This window comes from Halococcoides cellulosivorans (genome assembly GCF_003058365.1).
Taxonomy (GTDB): domain Archaea; phylum Halobacteriota; class Halobacteria; order Halobacteriales; family Haloarculaceae; genus Halococcoides; species Halococcoides cellulosivorans.
Genome location: NZ_CP028858.1, coordinates 1,476,794 through 1,497,518, shown reverse-complemented (window position 1 = coordinate 1,497,518; position 20,725 = coordinate 1,476,794). Strand labels below are relative to the sequence as shown.

18 protein-coding genes, 1 tRNA gene and 1 pseudogene are annotated in these 20,725 nt (G+C 68.0%); 10 read left to right on the top strand and 10 right to left on the bottom strand.

What is annotated here, in order from left to right:
* The gene (locus HARCEL1_RS07375; protein WP_108381909.1) at nt 1-1,236 is read right to left on the bottom strand and encodes a molybdopterin molybdotransferase MoeA; all 1,236 of its coding nucleotides are present in this window, start codon (nt 1,234-1,236) and stop codon (nt 1-3) included.
* Nucleotides 1,237-1,366: 130 nt separating this feature from the next.
* On the opposite strand from HARCEL1_RS07375, the gene moaA reads away from it, so the two are divergent.
* The 3 genes and pseudogenes from moaA to moaC all read left to right on the top strand — a co-directional run bounded on the left by moaA (nt 1,367) and on the right by moaC (nt 3,491).
* Nucleotides 1,367-2,407 (top strand): GTP 3',8-cyclase MoaA, encoded by a 1,041-nt coding sequence (moaA, locus tag HARCEL1_RS07370; protein WP_108381908.1) that lies wholly within the window; start codon nt 1,367-1,369, stop codon nt 2,405-2,407.
* A gap of 43 nt (nt 2,408-2,450) precedes the next feature.
* Nucleotides 2,451-2,927, top strand: a pseudogene (locus HARCEL1_RS13750) (MogA/MoaB family molybdenum cofactor biosynthesis protein); the annotation flags it as partial.
* Nucleotides 2,928-3,017: 90 nt separating this feature from the next.
* Nucleotides 3,018-3,491, top strand: a complete 474-nt coding sequence (moaC, locus tag HARCEL1_RS13745; protein WP_267894700.1) for a cyclic pyranopterin monophosphate synthase MoaC — start codon at nt 3,018-3,020, stop codon at nt 3,489-3,491.
* A 49-nt stretch (nt 3,492-3,540) separates the two neighbouring features.
* Here moaC and HARCEL1_RS07360 read toward each other — a convergent pair whose 3' ends face one another.
* Nucleotides 3,541-5,400: a molybdopterin-binding protein gene (locus tag HARCEL1_RS07360; RefSeq protein WP_108381907.1), complete on the bottom strand. Its 1,860-nt coding sequence runs from the start codon at nt 5,398-5,400 to the stop codon at nt 3,541-3,543.
* A gap of 83 nt (nt 5,401-5,483) precedes the next feature.
* Between HARCEL1_RS07360 and HARCEL1_RS07355 the strand changes: the two genes are divergently transcribed.
* Nucleotides 5,484-6,305: a molybdopterin synthase gene (locus tag HARCEL1_RS07355; RefSeq protein ID WP_108381906.1), complete on the top strand. Its 822-nt coding sequence runs from the start codon at nt 5,484-5,486 to the stop codon at nt 6,303-6,305.
* A 60-nt stretch (nt 6,306-6,365) separates the two neighbouring features.
* On the opposite strand, the gene HARCEL1_RS07350 is transcribed toward HARCEL1_RS07355, so the two are convergent.
* From HARCEL1_RS07350 to HARCEL1_RS07320, 7 genes are all read right to left on the bottom strand, one after another.
* Nucleotides 6,366-7,373: a PhoU domain-containing protein gene (locus HARCEL1_RS07350; RefSeq protein ID WP_108381905.1), complete on the bottom strand. Its 1,008-nt coding sequence runs from the start codon at nt 7,371-7,373 to the stop codon at nt 6,366-6,368.
* Complete coding sequence (phoU, locus tag HARCEL1_RS07345; protein WP_108381904.1) at nt 7,373-8,050, bottom strand: phosphate signaling complex protein PhoU; 678 nt, start codon at nt 8,048-8,050, stop codon at nt 7,373-7,375. The genes HARCEL1_RS07350 and phoU overlap by 1 nt, the downstream gene beginning before the upstream one ends.
* Nucleotides 8,051-8,054: 4 nt before the next feature.
* Entirely contained in the window at nt 8,055-8,885 is an 831-nt protein-coding gene (gene pstB / locus HARCEL1_RS07340; RefSeq protein WP_108381903.1) for a phosphate ABC transporter ATP-binding protein PstB, read from the bottom strand.
* Nucleotides 8,886-8,889: 4 nt separating this feature from the next.
* Nucleotides 8,890-10,515: a phosphate ABC transporter permease PstA gene (pstA, locus tag HARCEL1_RS07335; RefSeq protein ID WP_108381902.1), complete on the bottom strand. Its 1,626-nt coding sequence runs from the start codon at nt 10,513-10,515 to the stop codon at nt 8,890-8,892.
* Nucleotides 10,515-11,513, bottom strand: coding sequence for a phosphate ABC transporter permease subunit PstC (gene pstC, locus HARCEL1_RS07330; RefSeq protein ID WP_108381901.1), 999 nt, complete (start codon nt 11,511-11,513; stop codon nt 10,515-10,517). The genes pstA and pstC overlap by 1 nt, the downstream gene beginning before the upstream one ends.
* A gap of 48 nt (nt 11,514-11,561) precedes the next feature.
* Nucleotides 11,562-12,656, bottom strand: coding sequence for a PstS family phosphate ABC transporter substrate-binding protein (locus HARCEL1_RS07325; RefSeq protein ID WP_108381900.1), 1,095 nt, complete (start codon nt 12,654-12,656; stop codon nt 11,562-11,564).
* Between the two features lie 244 nt (nt 12,657-12,900).
* Nucleotides 12,901-13,527: an orotate phosphoribosyltransferase-like protein gene (locus HARCEL1_RS07320; RefSeq protein ID WP_108381899.1), complete on the bottom strand. Its 627-nt coding sequence runs from the start codon at nt 13,525-13,527 to the stop codon at nt 12,901-12,903.
* A 120-nt stretch (nt 13,528-13,647) separates the two neighbouring features.
* On the opposite strand from HARCEL1_RS07320, the gene mptA reads away from it, so the two are divergent.
* From mptA to glmU, 6 genes are all read left to right on the top strand, one after another.
* Nucleotides 13,648-14,574, top strand: coding sequence for a GTP cyclohydrolase MptA (mptA, locus tag HARCEL1_RS07315; protein ID WP_108381898.1), 927 nt, complete (start codon nt 13,648-13,650; stop codon nt 14,572-14,574).
* A gap of 167 nt (nt 14,575-14,741) precedes the next feature.
* A complete protein-coding gene (locus HARCEL1_RS07310; protein WP_108381897.1) occupies nt 14,742-16,901 on the top strand; it encodes a glycoside hydrolase family 9 protein in 2,160 nt (719 codons plus the stop codon).
* 100 nt (nt 16,902-17,001) lie between these two features.
* The gene (locus HARCEL1_RS07305; protein WP_108381896.1) at nt 17,002-17,808 is read left to right on the top strand and encodes a shikimate dehydrogenase; all 807 of its coding nucleotides are present in this window, start codon (nt 17,002-17,004) and stop codon (nt 17,806-17,808) included.
* 100 nt (nt 17,809-17,908) lie between these two features.
* Nucleotides 17,909-18,652 (top strand): helix-hairpin-helix domain-containing protein, encoded by a 744-nt coding sequence (locus HARCEL1_RS07300; RefSeq protein WP_108381895.1) that lies wholly within the window; start codon nt 17,909-17,911, stop codon nt 18,650-18,652.
* A gap of 69 nt (nt 18,653-18,721) precedes the next feature.
* A tRNA-Glu gene (locus tag HARCEL1_RS07295) sits at nt 18,722-18,796 on the top strand.
* Between the two features lie 104 nt (nt 18,797-18,900).
* Nucleotides 18,901-20,085, top strand: a complete 1,185-nt coding sequence (glmU, locus tag HARCEL1_RS07290; protein ID WP_108381894.1) for a bifunctional sugar-1-phosphate nucleotidylyltransferase/acetyltransferase — start codon at nt 18,901-18,903, stop codon at nt 20,083-20,085.
* Between the two features lie 55 nt (nt 20,086-20,140).
* Here glmU and HARCEL1_RS07285 read toward each other — a convergent pair whose 3' ends face one another.
* Nucleotides 20,141-20,668: an archaemetzincin family Zn-dependent metalloprotease gene (locus HARCEL1_RS07285; protein ID WP_108381893.1), complete on the bottom strand. Its 528-nt coding sequence runs from the start codon at nt 20,666-20,668 to the stop codon at nt 20,141-20,143.
* Between the last annotated feature and the right edge of the window lie 57 nt (nt 20,669-20,725).

Sequence of the window (20,725 nt, the reverse complement as noted above, 5' to 3'; positions counted from 1 at the left end):
TCACTCCGACCGTGGGCGCGTCGGGACGCGCTCCCACTCCTGGACGGCGACCCGTTCCTCGGCGGGGATCCCCTCGCGCGATTCGGGGACGACGACCCAGCCGTCGGCCGTCGTGACACTCGACAGCACGCCGGCACCGCCGGTCCGGATCGGTTCGACGGTGGGCAGGTCGTCCGCCGACCGATCGGTGACTCGAACGCGAGCGAACGTCCGCCGGCCCGGCCGACTGCGGATCTTCGCGCCCAATCGACCGCGGGTCGTGGGGTGCGGTCGCGGTTCGACCCCTTCCAGGGCGGCGATCGCGGGGCGCAGGAACTGGACGGCCGCGACCAGACAGGAGACCGGATAGCCGGGACAGATGACGACGACCGTCTCGTCGACGACGCCGACCCCGACCGGGTGGCCGGGGTGGATCGCCACGCCGTGGACCAGGACGGACCCGGCCGTTTCGACGACGTCCGCGACGAGATCGCGCTCACCGACCGACGATCCGCCGGTCGTCACGATCACGTCGTGATCGGTGTCGGCCTCGATCGCCCGCCGCAGCGCGGTCTCGTCGTCGGTGACGACGTCGCGATGGGTCGCGGTGGCCCCCCACCGCTCGGCCAGCGTCGAGACCAGCAGTCCGTTCGTCTCGACGACCTCGCCCGGCGCCGGATCGCTCCCGGCCGGGACGACCTCCTCGCCCGTCGGCACCACGCTCACCCGGGGCGGATCGACGACGGACACGGTGTCGTGACCCGTCGTCCTGAGCAAGGCGAGATCCGAGGGCGAGAGTCGATGGCCGGCCGCAAACAGTCGCGCGTCTCGGGCGACGTCCTCGCCGGTCGGGGCGACGTTTTCTTCGGCGGCGACCGCGTCGGAGACCAGCAGCGTGCCCTCGCGCCGCTCGGTCTGCTCGACCATCACGACCGCGTCGGCCCCCGTGGGCATCGCACTCCCCGTGTGGACCTGGACGGCTTCGCCGTCTTCGACCCGGCCGTCCGCCAGCGAGAGCGTCACGGGAGACCGCTCGCTCGCGCCGAAGGTGTCGGCCGCCCGGACCGCGAACCCGTCCATCGCCGCTCGATCGTAGTGGGGGACCGCCCGGGCCGCCCGCACGGCCTCCGCGAGGACGTGGCCGTCGGCGTCTTCGACGGCCATCTGGTCGCGTCGGGAATGTGGCTGACATCGCTCCAGAAGGCGCTGGCGCGCGTCCGAGAGGGCCATCACGTCGTGGAAGCCACCGTCGCTCATGGCTCGACTGGGGCCACCCCGGGCAAGAAGCCCCCGCTCTCTGGACGACCCGGAGCGGCGGACCGAGCGACGCCCGGCAGCGATCGGTGGTGGACCAACCCTTAACACCGTACGGACGGAACGCTGAGCCGTGCCCCTCGACGACGACCACGGGCGGTCGGTCACCGGCATCCGCGTGTCGCTGACAGACCGATGTAACTTCGACTGTCAGTACTGCCACAACGAGGGGTTGGGTGACACGCGCGGACCGATGGAGCCCCAGGACGACGAGATGACTGCCGACGAGGTGATCCGCCTGCTCGACGTGGTGCGGGCGTTCGGTGTCGAGACCGTGAAGTTCACCGGCGGGGAGCCGATGCTCCGCGACGACCTCGCTGAGATCGTCCGGCGCGTCCCCGAGGAGATGGACGTCTCGGTCACGACCAACGGAAGCTTCCTGCCCGGGCGGGCCGCGGCGCTCGCGGACGCGGGCCTCGAACGCGTCAACGTCTCACAGGACGCGCTCGACCGGGAGGCGTTCGCGGAGTTGACCCAGAGCGGCGCGTACGACACTGTCATCGAGGGCGTCGAAGCGGCGCTCGACGCCGGCCTCGCGCCGGTCAAACTCAACATGGTCGTGATGGAGCCGACGGCCGGGTACGTCCCGGAGATGGTCGATTTCGTCGCCGCCACCGACGGCCTCCAACTCCAACTCATCGAGTACATGCCCGAAATCGCGGGCCACCCCGAGTGGGCAATCGACATCGCGAGGGTCCACGACTGGCTGGCCGACCGCGCGACACGCGTCGAGCGCCGGGAGATGCACGGCCGGCGTCGGTACTACGTCACCGAGCGCGAGGAGGCGGCCCCGCCGTCGATCGAATCGGCCGGCCCCGACGCGCCGGCCTCGGGTGAGGGGATGGTCGAAGTCGTCGATCCCGTCGAGAACACCGATTTCTGTGCCAACTGCCACCGCGTTCGCGTCACACACGACGGCCAGTTCAAGGGCTGTCTCAACCGCCACGACGACCACCGATCGACCGGCGGAATGACACGCGCGGAGATCGAGGCGGCGTTCCGCGAGACCGTCGCCAATCGCGTGCCGTTCTACGGCGAGTACATGGTCGAATCCGAGGGCGAGTGGGTGCGGAACGACCGCTACGTCGAGCGGGTCGTCGCGGACGACGACTGAGGCGATCCGACCTGTTTTCACCACTGCCGCCGACCCCGTAGTCATGACCGACGACTCCGGGGCGGACTCGAACGACCACCACGCGGCCGACCGCGAGACGATCGCCGTCGGCGTCCTGACCGTCTCCTCGACGCGGACGCCCGAGACCGACGCCAGCGGCGACGCCGTCGTGGCGGCGCTCGAATCGGCCGGCCACACCGTGGGGCGGCGTGACATCGTCACCGACGACGTGACTGCGATCCGCGAGCGCGTCGCGGCCCTCCTCGACGGCGTCGACGCCGTCGTCACGACGGGCGGGACGGGACTCACCGCAGACGACGTGACCCCCGAGGCGCTCGAACCCCGCTTCGATCGGTCGATTCCGGGGTTCGGCGAGCAGTTCCGCGCGCGATCGGTCGACGAGGTCGGTCCTCACGGGATGCTCACGCGGGCGACGGCCGGCATCGTCGATCGGACGCCCGTGTTTTGCCTGCCCGGCAGCGAGAACGCCGCGCACCTCGGGACCAGCGACCTCGTCGTCCCCGTCGTCGGCCACGTCGTCGGTCTGGCAGCGGGCGACGACCACGACGCGGGTGCGGACGGGCACGTTCACCGTCCCGACGACGGAGCTATCGACGCCGGCGATCTCACCCACGTCGACGACGAGGGGGCCGCCCAGATGGTCGACGTCGGATCGAAAGCCGACAGCGAGCGCCGCGCGGTCGCCCGCGGGCGACTCACCCTCCAGGCCGCGACCGTCGATGCGATTCGCGAGCACGACATCGAGAAAGGCGACGTCCTCGCGACCGCTCGCGTCGGCGCGATCCAGGCCGTCAAGCACACCTGGGAGACGATCCCGCTCTGTCACCAGATTCCGATCACGAACGTCGACGTCGCGTTCGACCTCGCGGACCGGGCCGTCGAACTCACGGTCGCCGTCGAGACGGTCGGCCCGACCGGCTGTGAGATGGAGGCCCTGGAGGGGGTGACGACGGGGCTCGACGTCGTCTGGGACATGGTCAAGGCCGCCGAGAAAGACGCCGATGGACAGTACCCCGAGACGTCGATCGACGACGTCCGCGTCGTCGAGAAGATCAAACGCTGAGTCGGCGGTCGGGTGCCGACTGCGGCGTCCCACCGCGGTCGGTGAGCGCTCACTCGACGGGGTCGTAGCCGGGCCGCTCGGCCAGCAGGTCCGGGAGGCGATCGGCCAGTCGATCGGTGACCCGCTCGACGCTCGATTTGCCCGCTCGATCGGGATTCACGGCGACGCCGAGCGTCTGGGTGCCGATCGGGACGAATCCGAGACCGAGGCGCTCGGCCGTCGCCCGCAGGCCGAGACCGGCGTCGGCCCGGCCCGCTGCGACGCTGCGGGCCGGCGATTCGATGCCCGGCAGTCCGCGGTGATAGCCGTCGATGGCGCGCTCGGGGGCCTCGACAGCGTCGGCGAGGCGGGCGTCGAGAGCCTCCCGGAGCGACAGCGACTCCGCGAGGTTGGCGAATCGCACGTCGGTGAGAGCGGCGAGGCCGTCGATTTCGGCGGGCGATCCGGCCGGGACGATCAGCCCCCACGTCCGCGCCCAGCGATCGACGGGGTCGGGGGCCACCGCGTCGAGGGCGTCGGTCGGCGCGACCAGGAGGTCCGGAACGTCGTCTTCGAACCACCGGACGGCGTCGTCGACACTCCGGGCGAGAAACCGGCCGGTCGAGGCCTCGTCGAACAGCGCCCCGAACGCGGGATCGGTGTCGCCCACGCCGAGCACCGCGGGGACCGGTGTCTCGTCGAACAGGTCGACGGTGACCGTCTCGCCGGCCGCGAGCAGGGACGTCTCGGCGGGCATGACCACGACGCCGTCGGTCTCGACGAGCGTCGTCGTGGCACCGCTGCCTTTCGCGGGGGCGTAGGCGACGTGGCCGCCCGCACCGTCGGGGACCACCCCGACGGCGACGAGGCGGCGCCGACCGCCGTCGTACCGGACCCGCGTCGCGAGCGTCGCCTCGCGTGTCGCCGTCTCGGGCGTGGGTCGGCCGGTCGCCGCGCGCAGCGCCGGCGCGACGAACGTGCGGAACACCGACAGCGCCGAGACCGGATAGCCCGGCAAGCCGACGTACGGCGTCCCGAACACGCGCCCGATCAACAGCGGTCGGCCGGGCTTGATCGCGACGCCGTGGACGAGCACCTCGCCGTGGTCCTCGACGAGTCCGTAGAGGCGGTCCGCGGTCCCCGCACTCGTCGATCCCGAGGTGACGACGAGGTCGGCCTCGCTCGCCGCGTCAGCGAGCGCGTCTTCGAGTCGGTCCGGGTCGTCGGAGGGGCGTGGAACGTGTGTCGGCCGGCTACCGGCCGCGCTCACGGCGGCACCGATCGCGTGGCCGTTCACGTCGTAGATCTGGCCGGCGGCGTGGTCGGGGGTCGCCCCCGGTTGCACCAGTTCCTCGCCGGTCGAGACGACGGCCACGTCGAGACGGCCCCGGACGGGCACCCGCTCGCGGCCGAGCGCGGCGAGCAGGCCCACGTGTCGCGGCCCGAGGACCGTTCCGGGCCCGAGCGCGCGATCGCCGGCGGCGATGTCGGCGCCGCGATACGTGACGCTGTCGCCGGGCGCGACGCCCGTGACGACCTCGACGGTCGACTCACTCTCGACGGTTCGCTCGACGGGGACGACGGCGTCGGCGCCGGGCGGGAGCACCGCCCCGGTCGCCACCTGGACGGCCGTCTCGGACGCGACCGTCACGTCGGGGGCCTCCCCGGCCCGGACCGCGCCGGCGATCGACAGCGTCGCGGGGTCGGCCTCGCTCGCGCCGAACGTCGCGGCGGCCTGGACCGCGTAGCCGTCCATCGCCGCCCGGTCGAACCCCGGGACGTCGAGGGGCGCGTCGACGCGCTCTGCGAGGACTCGCCCGTGCGCGTCAGCGAGCGGTACCGACTCGATCCCGGTGGTCAGATCCAGTGCGGCGAGTGCGTCGTGGGCGCTCTCGGGCGGGTCGAGCGTGCGAAACTCGCGGCGAGCCATGTCTCCGCCTGGACGGCCGGCGAAAAGAGGCTACCTCTTCGGGCTTCAGTAGCCCCAAATGGCTCCCGGTCGAACCGCCGCCGATGAAGGTCATCCGTGTCGTCGGCCCGTCGGACGCGGGCAAGACGACGCTGATCGAGCGTCTGGCCGACTGCCTTGCCGACCTGGGCCGGGTCGGGACGGTGAAACACATCGCGTGTGAACCGACTCTCGACACCGACGGGACAGACACGGCCCGCCACCGGACGGCCGGCGCGGCCGAAACCTACGGGCTGACGGACGACGGCGACTGGTTCGCCACCGGCGAGGAACTGTCGCTGACCGAGGCGCTGGATCGCCTCGCCGTCGACTGTCGGTACGCGCTCGTCGAGGGGTACGGGACGGCGACACTGCCGACGGTCGCCCTGGGTGACGCCGACGCCGAGACCGTGATCGCCGCGGGCGAGACCGCCGACGACGTCGACCTCGACGCCGTGATCGACGCCACCGAGGCGGTCGACCCGTACGAGACACTCGAATCGCTGGTCGCCCGCGCGAAGGCGTCGCCGGACGCGGACCGGGCGGGCGCAATCGCGACGTTCACCGGCCGAGTCCGGACGCTCGACGACGCCGACGACGACCCGACGGAGTGGCTGGAGTTCGAGCGCTACGAGACGGTCGCTGACGAGCGAATGGCCGCGATTCGCGAGGAGTTGACCGCCCGCGACGGCGTCTACGAGGTCTTCCTCCACCACGAGACTGGCGTCGTCGACGCCGGAGAGGACGTCGTCTACGTCGTCGTGTTGGCCGACCACCGCCGGGAAGCGTTCGAGACCGTCGAGGACGGCATCGACCGACTGAAAGACGAGGTGCCGCTGTTCAAACGGGAAGTCACCGTCACCGACGAGTTCTGGGCCCACGAGTAGGTCTCGCCGCCCGGGGCTGGGACTGCTCGGGGCAGCGCAGTTGCCCGGGCGGCGCGGCGATCACGATCTGGGGCCCGAGTCTTCGGCCAGCGACCGTCGGAGTGCCAGCGCGGCGATATTGGCGCCACACTCCGCCGTGCGAATCACGCTATCGAGCACGCGCGCCACGAGAGACGCGTCGCGAGGGGCCCGATCGATCAGCGTGTCGTCGAGCCGTCGCGCTGCTCGAACGACCCGCTCGGCGGCCTCGATCGAGTCGTGCGGTCCCGACGCCCGATCGTCGACGATCGCCTTCGAGGCCGTCTCGACGACCTGGCGGGCGTCCATCCCGAGCGCTCTGGTCTCGGTCGCCAGCGCCTCGGAGACGCTGTGATCGCGGTGGTCGACGGACCGTGCGATCGTGACGGCGTGATCAGCGATCCGTTCGAACTGCCGCGCCGTCGCGAAATACGTGAACAGTTCCGAGCGGGTGAGGCCGAGTCGATCGAGTTCGATCATGTTCTGGAGCGATCGATTGAAATGCCGGGCGAGCAGCCAGAACAGCCGATCGGCGTCGTCGTCGCGGTCGACGACGTGCTGTGAGGGTGTCTCGCCCGTGAGACAGTCCAGCGCCGACTCGAACATCGAGAGCGTGACGTACTGCAACTGAATCGTGGATTGGCGGACGGAGACGTCGCCGGTGTTCAACAGGCCGCGGACGACGACGGCCTCAGCGGATTCGTCGGTGACCTCGACCCCGGTGAGATCGCGGGCCCGGGTGTGGACCGCACGCCGCTGGGCGTCGGAGAGGCCCCCCGGAGCGTGGAGTCGAATCGTCGAGAAGCCCGCTCCATACGCGGTGACGAGCGTGCGTGCGGTCGCGGCCGGATCCAGGCCACTCGCCTCGATGTCGGTCGTCGCGAGGTCGCTCTGGTCTCGTTCGTTCCAGCGCACCACGAGCGACCCGTCGCGATGGGTGTACAGGTAGGCCGTCGATCCCGCCTCGATGTCGTGGGCGGCCGCCCAGTCCGCGGGGATGGAGACGGTGAACGTTCCGCTGCCGACCTGCTGGATCTTTCTGGTCTCCATCAGTAGATCAACTCCGGATCGCTCTCGACGAGAAAGAGCGTCCGCGCGGTGACGTTGACAGCGTGATCAGCGATCCGTTCGAGATCACGGATCGTGAGTAACACGCGCGAGACGTCGTCGAGCGCTCGCTCGACGTCCCACGGCGTCCCGTCGGCGGTCGCCTGCCGCTCGATCAGGTCACGAACGACCCGCTCGCTCGCGCGCTGACAGAGCGCGTCGATCTCGTCGTCGCGCGCTGCGATCTGCCGACAGGCGGCGACGTCCTCGGTGTCGTAGGCGGTGATCGCGTCGGTGACCATCGCGTGGGCCTCGCGCCCGATCGTCCCCAGATCGACCGCCGCTATCGTGCCGTCCGCGGCGAGGGCGTACTGGCCCAGGTTCGCGACGAGATCACCGATGCGTTCGAGGTCAGTGCAGATCTTGAACGACGCCGCGACGAATCGCAGGTCGCTTGCCACGGGTTGCTGGAGCGCGAACAGATCGATACAGTCCGCTTCGAGGTCGAGATATCGGTCGTTGATCTCGTCGTCGCCGTCGATGACGGCCCGCGCCGCCTCGCGATTGCCGCCTTCGAGGGCATCGAGACTTTGATCGAGTCTGGACACGACCAGGTCAGCGAGCGCTCGCACGTCGGCACGGAGGTCGTCGAGGGACTTCTGGTACTCACGACGTGGCATGGTATCACCCGAACTTCCCGGTGATGTAGTCCTCGACGCGCTGACTCGCGGGGTCCTCGAAGATCTGTTCGGTGTCGCCGTACTCGACGAGTTCGCCGCCGGTGAGAAAGACGGCGGTCCGATCGGAGATGCGTGCGGCCTGTTGCATGTTGTGGGTGACGATGATGACCGTATAGTCTGCGGCGAGTTCCTCGATGAGGTCCTCGATTTTCCCGGTCGCGATCGGATCGAGCGCCGAGGCCGGTTCGTCCATCAAGAGGACGTCCGGATCGACCGCGATCGCCCGCGCGATACAGAGGCGTTGTTGTTGCCCGCCCGAGAGATCGAGCGCGCTCTTGTCCAACTGGCCCTCGACTTCGTCCCAGAGCGCCGCCCGTTCGAGCGCCTCTCGAACGCGACCGTCGAGGTCGTCGGTCTGGCCCTGAATCCGCAGGCCGTAGGCGACGTTGTCGTAGATCGACTTCGGGAACGGGTTGGGATGTTGAAACACCATCCCGATCTGCCGCCGGAGCGCGACCGGATCGATCGCTTCCCCGTAGACGTCCGTCCCGTCGAACAGGAGTTCGCCCCCGACGGTCGCCGTCTCGACGAGGTCGTTCATTCGGTTGAGACACCGGAGGAACGTGGATTTCCCACAGCCCGATGGGCCGATGATCGCCGTGACACGCTGGTCGGGGATTTCGAGGTCGACGGCCTGCAGTGCCTGTTCGTCGCCGTAGCTGACACTCAGGCCACGCGCTTCGATGGCCGTACGGTCGGCCGTCTCGGGCCGAGTGGTCGGTGGTTCACTGGTCTCGACAGCCGTTTCGATCGTCGGTGAGTCGTGGTGTGACATTGCTCTATCGGGGGTCTCGTTCGTAGCGATTCCGGATGAGGACGGCCGTCGCGTTCATCGCCAGCATGAGCACCAACAGGACGACGGCGGTCGCCGGAACGATTCCGTGGCGGAACGCGGGATCGACGTTGCTCCGTGCGGCGAAGATCTGGAGCGGGAGCGCCGTCGCCGCCGAGAACAGGCCCTCGGGGGCGGTGTAGGTCGTCGTCGCGACGGCGATGATCACCAGCGGGGCGGTCTCACCGATCGCGCGCGCCATCGCGAGGATCGTTCCCGTGAGCACCCCGGGGACGGCCTCGGGGAGGACGACGGTCCGCAGCGTCTGCCAGCGACTGGCGCCCATGCCGTAGGAGGCGTCGGTGATCGAGTCGGGGACCGACCGGATCGCTTCCTGGGCCGAGACGATGACGATCGGGAGGATGAGGAGTCCGAGCGTCCCCGACGCCGAGACGACGATCCCGGTGCCAAAGCCCAGCGTGTTCCGGAACAGCGCGAGTCCCAGAAGGCCGTAGACGACCGAGGGGACGCCCGCGAGGTTCGCGATGTTCACCTCGATCAGGGAGGCGATCCGCCCGCCCCACCCCGTCGTCGGCGCGTACTCTTCGAGGTAGACGGCCGCACTGACACCCAGCGGGAAGGCGAGCACTGCCATGAACGCGACGATCACGACCGATCCGACGATCTGGGGGTAGACGCCCGCGTTGCTCGCGGTCAGGCCGTCCCAGGAGTTGGTCAACAGCGTCGGCGTCAGATAGCTCTCCGGGCCCTGGATCGAGAACGTGCGTTCGAGTGTGGATCCGGCGAGGACGCCTCCGATGAGGACGAACGGGCCGAGAACGCCGATCCGGCCCTCGGGGTTCTCCAGGCACTCCCTGCCGACGACGTATCCCACCGGAATCACGAACGCCGAGACGAGGACGATCCAGACGGACGGATCGACGCCGACCGAGAGCAGGCCGCCCCCGAGGACGAGTGTGCCCACGACGACGGCCGTCGCGGTGATCGCGCCGCGGCGAGGCGTCTCTCGGTGTGCCACGAGGACGCCGACGAGTGTGGCGACGGGGACCGTCACGACACCGACGAAGGCGACCCACTCCGCCAGGAGCCCGACGATCGGGCGGACGGCCCCGTAGAGGAGTGCGCCGAGGGCGATGCCGACGACCGCCGCGACCGGTATCGCCGGGCCGGCGTACGTTCGATCCGCGGTCGTGCGGGCCCCGAGAGCGATCACGAGCGGCGGGACCGTGCCACAGACCAGGTAGATGAGGACGTCGTAGGGGCTGACCGCGTCCACGACGACGTAGGTGAGCAGACTCACGATCAGCGCGCCGAAGACGACGGCGAACGCGGTCGCGTTCGCGGCCCGGACGGCCGGATGGCGTCTCGCGAACAGCGTGAACGCGGCGGTGGGCGCCACGAGCGTGACGACGTAGAGCAGATACCACTGGAGCGACGCACTCAGGGGCTGGAACGCGTCGAAGACGATGTAGCCGAACAGCACGAGCAACGAAACGATCCCGATCAGCGTCGCGCCGAGCAGTGACGCCTCGAAGGCCAGGTCTGTGAACCGGCGACGCCACGTCCCGGACGCCTCGAACAGCGTCCCGCGGTGGTCACTGTCGGTGGCCATCACTCGTAGGCCTCCCGGAAGTGTCGCCGGACGAGTTCGGCCAGGAGGTTCATCGCGAGCGTGATCGCGAACAACGCGATCCCGATCGCGAACAGCGCGTCGTACGAGACGCCGCCGAGCGAGTCGGCACTGGAGATCTGGATCATCGCGGCCGTCATCGTCTGACTCGACTCGGCCAGATTGCGGAGGACGTTCGGGAAGTACGGCATCTGTGGGCTCATCCCCATCGCCATCGTCACGGCCATCGTCTCTCCGATCGCTCGGGAGAGCGCGAGCACGTACGAGGCGACGATCCCCGAGGTTGCCGAGGGGACGACGACTTTCGTCGAGACGTCGAACTTCGTCGATCCGAGTCCGTACGCCGCCTCGCGCAGGCTATCGGGGACGGCACGCAGCGCGTCCTCGCTGATCGAGGAGACCATCGGGATGATCATGATGCCGACGACGATGCTCGCAGACAGGGCGTTGAACGTCCGCAGTGACGGGACGACGAACGTGAACTCCGGGACCGGGAGGCCGGCGGGGATCACTGGCACGGCGATCGGGAGGACGCTATCGATCAGCGGCGTCAGATAGACGAGCGCCATAAACCCGTAGATGACCGTGGGGACGCCGGCGAGAATCTCCAGCGCCGGTTTCAACACGGACCGAGCGCGCTCGCTCGCGTATTCGCTGAGATAGATCGCAGCGGCCAGGCCGACGGGCAACGCGATGGCGGCCGAGCCGACGGTGACGATCAGCGTGCCACTCACGAGCGGCAACACGCCGAAGTCCCCACTGATCTTCGGACTCCAGGTCGTGCCGGTCAAAAAGTCGAGCAGCGGGACCTCCGTGAAGAAGGAGGCAGCGTGCCAGGCGAGTGTGAGGACGATTCCGAGCGTCACGAACACGGTGAACGCCGCGCTCATCGTGATCAACCAACCGTAGAGCTGTTCTTTCCGAGCGACGAACGCGTCGCGCTGGAGCGACTCGGGGGCCGACGATGTGCGAGAACTCATGAATTTACTGGTTCAGCGATGGGTCTGGCGAAACGGTGATCCGAGAGATTACCGGCTGAACTCGTAATCGCCAGCGATGGCGGCGTCGAGGTTCGCGAGGTTGTCCTCGACCATCTGGTCGTTGGCCGGGACGTAGCCGATGTCCTCTGCGATGTAGTCCTCGTCGGATTGGTTGATGTAGTAGCGGATGAACTCCTGGAGGTGGGTCTTCTCCTGGATCTTGCCCATGTGGCCGTAGGTGAACAGCGGCCGGGCGAGCGGGTAGTTCCCGCTTTTCGCGCCTTCGAGGCTCGGTTCGACCGGGTCGCTCCCGTCCTCGACGAGGCTGAGGGCTTTGACCTGGTCTGTGTTGTTCACGTAGTACGCAAAGGGCAGGTACCCGAGCGCGTACTCGTTGCCCTGGACACCCTGGGCGATCAGGTTGTCCTCTTCAGTGCCCTCGAAGTCGCTGCGGATCGGCTGGTCGGCCTCGGTCTCTCCGATGACGGTCTCGGTGAAGTAGTCGTACGTTCCCGAGGTGCTCGCCGGGCCGTACAGATCGAACGGCTCGTCGGGCCAGTCCGAATTGACGTCGGCCCACGTCTCGGGTTCGGTGTCGGGCGACCAGATTGTCCCGAGGTCTTCGAGCGAGATCGAGTCGAGCCAGTCGGCGTCGTTGTTGACGACGACGGTGAGCGCGTCCTGGGCGAGGAAGAACTGGACCGGTTCGATGCCGTTGTCCCGGCAGCGCTGGAGCTCTTCGTCTTTGATCGGCCGGCTCGCGTTGTTCATGTCGCTGTCGCCGGGGATGAAGACGTTCTCGAACCCGCCACCGCTGCCGTCTCGGGTGAGGTTGAAGCTGACCTGTTCGTGTCCTTCGAACTCCGGATCCTGGAACCGACGACTGACCTCCTGGGCGACCGGATACACGGTACTGCTGCCGGAGATTCGAATGTCGCCTGCAAGGTCGCCGGCCCCACCGCTCTCGGCGGTGCTGTCGTCGTTGCTGCCATCGTCGCCGTTGCCGTCGTTGCTGTTTCCGTCGCTGCTCTGCTCGTTGTTCGAAAGACACCCGGCGAGACCGACCGCCCCGGCGGACGCTGACGAGACGAGGAACTTGCGGCGCGATACGACGTCGGACAGACGCTCTGAGTCGGGCGCCATCGACCGAGACGAGGCCAGGTACGCATTAAACACCTACTATGATTGATATATTGTGGGGCGGAGCCCTATAGACGACTCTGATCGCTCTGACCCGACTATACCGCTATATACTGGTCCGGACTCGCCCGCACTGGCGGTGTCGACGCCGATTCGGCCCACAGCCGACGCTCGGTCCTGCGGTGGGTTCGTCGAGAAACGTGTCGGTCACGCCTGGGGCGGTCGAGCGGTCGCGGCCTCAGCCGCGTTACTCGCTGACGTTCAGGATGTCGATCATCGAGTAGACCGGGACGCCCGAAATGGCGTCGTCGCCCCGCTTGTCGGTCAGCACGATGGCCGCGACGGGGTCGCCCCCGCGGGCGCGGATCTCGTCGACGGTTTCGGTCATCGTCTGACCAGTGTCGATGTTGTCGTCGACGATCACGCAGGTCGCGTCGTCGACGCCGCCGAAGTTCCGCGAGAACGTGCCCGTGCGACCCTCCTCGTCGTGGTAGTACTTACTCGGCATGTAGACGCCGAGATCGGTCTCCAGCGTCTCGGAGATGGTCGTCGCCAGCGGGCCGCCCGATTTCCCGATGCCGACGGTGATGTCGACCGATTCGGCGTCGACCGAATCCCTGATCACGTCGGCCATCGCCGCGCCGATGTAGTGGAGGCGTTCGCTGTCACTGCCGAGCGTGCTCCAGTCGACGTGGACGTCGGTCGGACTCGGACCGGACCGCTGGGCGGCGGTCGTCTCACCGGCGTCGCTGCGCGCGATCAGCCACTCGGCGGTCTCGCGCGAGACGTTGAGTTCGTCCGCGACCTCGCCCCGGGAGAGGCCCCGTCCGGCGAGGTCGCCCGCACCCTCGATGAGTTCGTCGATGGACTTCATCGAGAGGGGGTTCGTGTGCGGGGCTTAAAACGACCCGTGATTCGTGGCCCGCCGACCACCGAGCGGCCAGCGTCGCCCCCACCGTAAGCCCTACCCGGGGTTCGACCGAACTCCGATCACATGGGTACGAACTTGCCGGACGTGCAGGCGACCGATCCGGACGTACGGGTCGGCCTGACGCGGGTCGGCGTCACCGGCGTCGAAAAACTCGTCAAACTCGGCCGGGCCGATCGCCGGCCGATCGTCCTGATGGCGGAGTTTTCGGTGTACGTCGACCTGCCGAGCTCCAGGAAGGGTGCGGACATGAGCCGCAACATGGAGGTGATCGACGAGATCCTCGAAGACGCCGTCGCCGGGACGGCCTATCGCGTCGAAGACGTCTGTGGCGACGCCGCGGAGCGCCTCCTCGACAAACACGACTACACGGAACGTGCCGAGGTGCAGATGGAAGCCGACTACATGATGCGCGAGCAGACGCCCGCGACCGATCGACCGACACAGGCGACCGCACGCATCCACGCGTCAGCGACCGCCGACGACGCGGGGACGCGCGAGTCGATCGGCGCCGAGGTCACCGGGATGACCGTCTGTCCGTGTTCGCAGGGGATGTCCGCCGCGCACGCCCGCGAGACCCTGTCCGATCTGGGTGTCGAGGACAGCGTCGTCGACGAGTTCCTGGAGGCCGTCCCGCAGGCGGGTCACTCCCAGCGTGGCCGCGCCCGTCTGTCGGTCGAGGCCGACGGTGCGCCACCGGTCGATCTCAACGACCTCATCGACGTGGCTCGCGACGCGATGAGCGCCCGGATCTACAACATGGCGAAACGACCCGACGAGGACCACATGACCCGCGAGGCCCACGCCGACGCGAAGTTCGTCGAGGACTGCGTTCGCGCGATGGCCGAGGGCGTCGTCGAGACGTTTCCGGACCTCGCCGACGACGCCGTCGTTCGAATGATTCAAACCAACGAAGAATCTATTCACCAGCACGACGCCCACGCCGAACGCGAAGCGACGGTCGGGACGCTGCGGACCGAACTCTCGGACTGACGCCTCGCTCGGGCCTCCACGCCGAACTCGTCGGCTGACGCCGATCGGAACGCGACGATTGGCCACGCCGATCCGGACGCTGTGATCGATCGACGCCGACCCTCCGGGAGAACTTTGAACGATTAATGAGATAAATTTTTATGCGCGGACCGTGTTAATTCATTCGTATGGTTGATATGCAGCCACAGAACAGACGGACAGTACTCAAGTCAGTCGGGGGACTGACGGCGGCAGGCGTTTTGGGGACGAGCGCGGGGACGGCCCTCGCAGCGCCATCGTGGGACGAGAGCAAGGCGATTCGCGTGAATCAGGTGGGCTATGCCACCGACATGCAGAAAGTCGCGATCGTCTCCTCCGGTCAGGCCGACCTCGCGAGCGTCTCCTCGTTCGAGGTCGTCGACGTCGAGACCGGCGACGCCGTCGAGAGTGGGACGCTCAGTGATGCCGTCGAGGACACGTTCTACGAGGGCGTCGAGAGTTCGGGCCACAGCGTCAAATACGCCGACTTCACCGGCCTGACGACCAGCGGTACCTACAAGGTCGTCGCCGGCAGCTACGAGTCCCACGAGTTCGAAGTCGGATCGGCCAAAGAGGTCTACGGCCGGGTGCTCTCGGACGTCGGGCGCGTGTATACGCTCAAACGCGCGAACGCCGACATCACCGACCCCGTCACGGGCCTCGACATCGGGCCGGGCCACATGCAAGACCAAGAAGCCGTGATCCCCGAGCCCGCAACGTCGGATTTCCTCGTCGACGACAGCCCCGGTGACACGATCGACGTCACCGGCGGCTGGTACGACGCAGGTGACTACGGCAAGTACGTCATCACGACGGGTATCACCGCCGCGCAGTTGATGCTCGCCTACGAGCGCAACCCCGACGCGTTCGGTGTCGGTGACTTCGCGATCCCGGACAGTATCGACGACCCGCACGCCGGCGACATGCCCGACGTGCTCGCGGAGGCCGCCTGGGGGCTGCGCTTCCTCGCGAAAATGCAGCGCTCGGACGGCGCGCTGTACTTCAAGGTCGCCGCTGACGACTGGTCGCCCGAGGTGCCGCCGGAAGAGGACACCGACCTCACACGGAAAGTGTACGGCCTCTCGTCGGCCGGGACGGCCCAGGGTGTCGGTGCCTTCGCGGTCGCCGCTCGCGTGTTCGAGGGTGTCGACGATCAACTCGCCAGCGACATGCTCGACGCGGCGAAGGCTGGTGCCGAGTGGCTCCAGAACAACCCCGACGTCGTCTGGGAGAAGTCGGTCAACCAGGACGGCGGGTCCGGTGGCTACACCCGCAACGAGACGGACACCGGCGACCGCTACTGGGCGTATGCCGAACTCCTCCGGACGACCGGAGACAGCACGTACGCGGACGCCATCGGCAACCTCCCGGACTACGAGACCTACAACGGGTCGGTCTCGCTGCCCGCGGAGACGGCGACCCAGCCGGTCGACTGGCCCGACGCCGTCTCGCTCGGCCAGTACGCCTACGGGATGTACGGCATCGAGAACAACGTCAGCGATTCCGCCGTGACCGCGGCGCGAACCGCGCTCCAGAAACAGTTCTGGATCCAGCAGCGATACAATCCCAACAACACGCAGGTTGACTACAACGACGCCTACACGACGGGCCTGTACGACTACTACTGGGGCTGTGTCAAGTCGGGCGTCTCCCGTGCGGTTCAGGGGCGCTGGGGCTTCGACACCTCGACGGTCAACTACGTCGGTCCGGACGCCGACGGCGCGGAGTGGATCATGTCGCCGCTCCACCACGCGCTCGGTCGGTCTGCGACGGGCTATTCGTACGTCACCGACTGGGGGAGCACCTCGACCCAGGCCCCGCACGACCGCATGATCCAGAGCACCGAGACGCTCATCCCTGGCATGCTCGTGGGCGGTCCGCACAACAACGTCGCAGGTATCGAGGGTGACTGTACCGAGGAAGAAGCCGGCCTCGACACGCCGAACGCCTTGTCCTACGTCGATCAGCACTGTTCGTTCGCGACCAACGAGTGGGCGATCAACTACAGCGCACCACTGTTCGGTGCGCTCGCGGAGGTCGACGGCATCACGGCCGTGCCGCCCGAGGCGGATCCGGAGCCGACGCCCGACGAACCGGACTGGCCGACCAACCCGGCGGCGACCGACCCCGACGGCGACGGCAAGTACGAAGACGTCAACGGGAACGGGAAGGTCGACTTCCCCGACGTGAACACGCTGTTCCAGAACACGGACACGGCGAGCCAACAGGGCAACCTGGAGTTCTACGACTTCAACGGTGACGGCGGGGTCGACCTCGATGACGTCCTCGCGCTGTTCGAACTGATCTGAGCGGCGCTCGATTCACACCGTCGACCCGCCGGTGGCCTCGATCCCCTGGGGCCGTGGGTCCGATCGCCGCCGTTTTTTGTCGCTCGTTCGTTGCCCGTTCATGGACGTCTACGGGCTGATCGGCACGCCGATCGAGCACTCGCTGTCCCCACCGATGCACGAAGCGGCCTACGAGGCCCTCGACATGGACGCACGCTACGTCACCTTCGAACCCGACCCATCGGATGGGGCCCGCGCCGTCGAGGCAGCGGCGACACTCGGCCTGGACGGACTGAACGTCACGATTCCGTTCAAAGAGAGCGTCCTCGACGTCGTCGATCCGGACCCGCTGGCCGAACGCATCGGCGCGGTCAACACCGTCGCCTTCGAGGACGGCCGCCCCGTCGGGTACAACACCGACGCCACCGGGGCGGTCCGGGCGCTTCGCGATCACGCTGGGGCGCTCTCGGGGAACGCCGTCGTCGTCGGCGCGGGCGGTGCGGGCCGGGCGATCACGGTCGGCCTCGCGGACGCGGGCCTGTCGGTCGACGTGGTCAATCGCACCGTCGAGCGCGCCCACGAGGTCGCTGCCCTCGTCGATGATGCGCGCGGGCACGGCCTCGACGCTCTCGGTTCGCTCGTCCCGGAGGCCAGCGTGTTGGTCAACGCGACCAGCGTCGGGATGGAGAGTTCGGAGACGCCGGTGCCGGCCAAGCACCTTCACGCCGATCTGACCGTCCTCGACGCCGTCTATCAGCCACTGGAGACCCAATTGCTCTCCGACGCGGCCGCGGCGGGCGCGACGACCGTCGACGGCGGGTGGATGCTGTTGTATCAGGGCGTGGCCGCGTTCGAACACTGGACGGGCGCCGACCCACCCGTCGACGCGATGAGGCAGGCCCTCCGGGCGGACCTCACGGAGAATTGACTCGAAGGAGGTGTGCAATCGTGACGATCGGCACTGCCGCCCGGTGAATTCGTGTCTCACGGCGATCGATTTTATGTAGGGGCGGCCGGTATTTGGGACCATGACGCTGCTGGATCGGATCAAATCGCTTCTCGGACTCGGATCGACGCGGTCGGAATCGACGAACAGCGACGTGGACGTGGCTGTCGACGACTCGCCACCCGATCACACGACCGACGGCGGCGAGGGCGGGACCACGATGGAGACAGAGGACCCAGAAGAATGGGGTGTCCCCCCGGGATACGACGGTGACGAGTCCGACGTTCAGGCCGGCCCCGAGGCCTTCGCAGACGCCCAGGGGCCGGGAGACCACGAGACCGAGGCCGACTCCGCGGTCGGTCGAGACGACAGCGACGACACCGCTGGAACTGATCTGGACGATACCGCCGGAAGCGGGGCTGGCAGTGCCACCCGATCGGACGGCGCTTCGGGCGGGGCGGGCAGTTCCACGGCGGTCGGCATCGAGGAGGCCGAGGCCACCGCCGAGAGTGACCCGGTCTCGACGGACACCACGACGGCGAGTCGGGGCGACGATCAGCGAGGAGGCGACGCTGTCACGTCTTCGAGCACGCCGATCGAAGAGGCAGAGTCGGACGAGGCCGACGCCGACACCAGTTCGACTGGCCCCGATCTGACCGACATCAAGGGGATCGGCCCGGCCTACGAACAACGGCTGATCGACGCGGGGGTGTCGTCGGTCGATGCGCTCGTCGAGGCCGATACGGCGTCGCTGGCCGATTCGACCGACCTCTCGGAGACGCGAGTCGGTCGCTGGCAGGACCGGGCCGCGGCCATCCTGGAGTGACGGCCGGCGGACCGACGGCGGGACTGGAAAGACGAGTTTAAGTGCCCCTGCACGCAATCGTCTGATGGCGCTCGGTTGGTGTAGTCCGGCCAATCATATCGGCCTTTCGAGCCGATGACCTGGGTTCGAATCCCGGACCGAGCACTCTTCGGTGGTTCTGGCGATCAGTTCTCTCGGCCCGGAGGACCGCGTCCGTCGACCTGGCCCGTTTCGTCACCCCTATTGGGCGTGATCCCCGACTGATGTGTATGCAGACCGTCGTGCTCGCGGCGGGTGAGGGGACGCGGATGGGCCCGTTGACCGACGCGACGCCCAAACCCATGCTCCCCGTCGGTGACCGCCCGCTCGTCGCGCACGTGGCCGACGCGGCGGTCGCCGCTGGAGCGACCGAACTGATCGTCGTCGTGGGCTACGAGGCCGAGGCGATCCGGTCGTATTTCGGGTCGGCCTATCGCGGCGTGCCGGTGACGTTCGCCCACCAACCCGAGCGCCTGGGGACGGCCGACGCTGTCCGGACCGCGCGCGACCGCCTCGACGGGCCCTTCGCCGTCCTCAACGGCGACAACTGGTACGATCCCGACGACCTCGCCGCGCTGTTCGACGGTGGCCCTGCCGTCGGCGTCACGCGCGTCGAGGACCCCCGGGAGTACGGGGTGATCACCGTCACGGACGGCGTCGCGACCCGCATTCGAGAGAAACCGTCAGCGCCCGAGTCCTACACCGTCAACGCGGGCGCGTACGTGTTCCCCGGGGCGGCCCTCGACTGTCTCGACGTTCCCCAGAGTCAGCGTGGTGAGTACGAACTCACCGACGTGCTCGAGCGCGTGATCGACAGTCACGACGTGCAGGCCGTCGAGTTCGATCGCTGGCTCGACGTCGGTCGCCCCTGGGACCTGTTGGCCGCGACCGAGCGCGCGCTCGACGACCTCGACCGCCGGATCGAGGGCTCGGTCCACGAGGACGCGACTCTCCGCGGGCCAGTCGTCGTCGAATCGGGCGCGACCGTCGACGCACGCACCGTGATCGAAGGCCCGGTCATCGTCCGCTCGGGGGCGGAGGTCGGGCCGAACGCCTACATCCGCGGGAAGACAGTGATCGGGCCGGACGCCTCGCTCGGCGGCCAAAGCGTGGAGATCAAAAACTCGATCGTGCGGGCCGGGACGAGCGTCGCGCATCTCTCCTACGTCGGTGACAGCGTCATCGGCCGGAACTGCAATTTCGGCGCGGGGACGACCGTCGCGAACCTCCGTCACGACGAGACCTCCGTCGAGGTCGCGATCGACGGCGAACGCGTCTCGACGGACCGCCGGAAGTTCGGCGTCGTCACGGGTGACGACGTAAAAACGGGGATCGACACGTCGATCGACGCGGGGAGCGTTCTCGAATCCGGGGCGCGTACCGACCCCGGCGCTGTCGTCAGAACCGATCGCTGAGTCGCGTTCGATCGGACGCGCGGTATCGGTCCATCGGATCCGCGGCCATCACCGATCAGAGCGGGTCGAGTGACTTCGCGCAGGTCCCACAGAGGTGTTCGTCTTTCTGGTCGACGTCTCTGACCGTCGGTGAGAAGTGCATCACACAGCGTTCGTCGTCGCAGTGTTCGAGTCCGAGCGTGTGGCCGATTTCGTGGGTGACTTCGGTGCGAACCCGGTCGGCAAACACGTCGTCGTCCGATCGGTTCGAAAAGCCGCCGTCCGATTGCATGCGGAGTCGGTTCGTCGAGACGATGCCGGCCGCTCCACGGAGGTAGGCGAGTCCGAACACGAAGTTCCGTTGTGAGTAGAACAGATCGGCCTCGGTCAGCCCCAGATTCTTCTCTGCCCGGCCAGCCGTGCTGACCAGATCGATCAGCGATTCGGCCCGGTACTGATCGCGTGAGGCGTCGTACGCCGAGTCCGGGATGGGCTCCGTATCGCGAACGAAAACGTCGAAATCGAACACCGATCGGAGTGCCCGCGACGCTTCCCGCTTGACGGGCCCGGATATGTTGCCGATCGGTACAATGTCAACGTCCATGTGACCACGTAGCGGAGAGATGAAGATAAACGTCCCGGCGATGGCGGTGGATCGCCC